The 1155-nt window shown below is 64.3% G+C and carries 1 protein-coding gene; it reads right to left on the reverse strand.

Annotated features, from left to right (window positions below):
- Window positions 1-1083: an IS630 family transposase gene (locus ACSSVZ_RS28170; protein WP_453974179.1), complete on the reverse strand. Its 1083-nt coding sequence runs from the start codon at window positions 1081-1083 to the stop codon at window positions 1-3.
- Window positions 1084-1155 lie beyond the last annotated feature (72 nt).

Consider the following 1155-nt stretch of genomic DNA (forward strand, 5'->3'; position numbering starts at 1 on the left):
CTAGTGGATTGATTCCAACGTTTGGAACCCTCGGTTTCGAGCGGCGATGATGTCGTCGGGGTTGGCGCTCCAGACGAACGGCCGAGGGTGCCGGGCATTATATTCGCGGACGAAGCGGTTGATGGCGGCCTGCAGATCGACGACGGAATGGAAGACGCCGTGCTTGAGCCTGCGCCGGGTAAGTTTGGCGAAGAAGCCTTCGACGGCGTTGAGCCACGAGCACGAGGTCGGCGTGAAGTGGAAGCTCCAGCGCGGATGGCGTTCGAGCCAGGCGCGGACCTTGTCCTTCTTGTGCGCCGCGTAGTTGTCGAGGATCACGTGGATGGCCTTGTCCACCGGCACTTCGCGTTCGATGCGGTTGAGGAAGCGGATGAACTCCTGATGGCGGTGGCGCTGCATATTCTGGCCGATGACCGTGCCGTCGAGCACGTTGAGCGCGGCGAACAGCGTCGTGGTGCCGTGCCGTTTGTAATCATGCGTCATGGTGCCGGCGCGGCCCTTCTTTATCGGCAGGCCGGGTTGGGTACGGTCGAGCGCCTGGATCTGGCTCTTTTCATCCACCGAGAGCACTACGGCATGGGCCGGCGGATCGACATAAAGGCCTACGATATCGGTGAGCTTCTCGGCGAAGGCCGGGTCGTTCGAGAGCTTGAAGTGCCGCCAGCGGTGCGGGCTGAGGCCGTGCGCCTTCCAGATCGCCTGCACCGTCGACGCCGCGACGCCGGCCACCTTCGCCATCGCGCGCAGCGTCCAGTGGGTCGCCTCGTGCGGTGGCGTTTCCTGCGTCAGGCGGACGATCTCGGCGACCCGCTCCGACGGGATCGGCGCCTTGCCCGGAGGACGGGACTTGTCGCGAACCAGGCCATCGACGCCCTCGTGCATGAACCGCTCCTGCCAGCGCCAGACACAGGTCTTCGACTTGCCGGTCTCGGACATGATCGCCGAGGTGCCGAGGCCCGCGCCGCTCAGAAGGACGATACGTGCCCGCCAGACGTGCTTCTGCGGGCTCTTGGGGTCCGCGATGATCGCTTGCAAACGCTGATGATCGCCAGACGAAACGGTGAAGGAGATGCCGCTGCGCATACGTCAGACTCGCACGGCCGCGCCGTCAGAGGAATCCCCAAGCGGACTCCTTTGATCCGATCAATCCACTAG

The sequence above is a fragment of the Amorphus sp. MBR-141 genome (assembly GCF_053628695.1).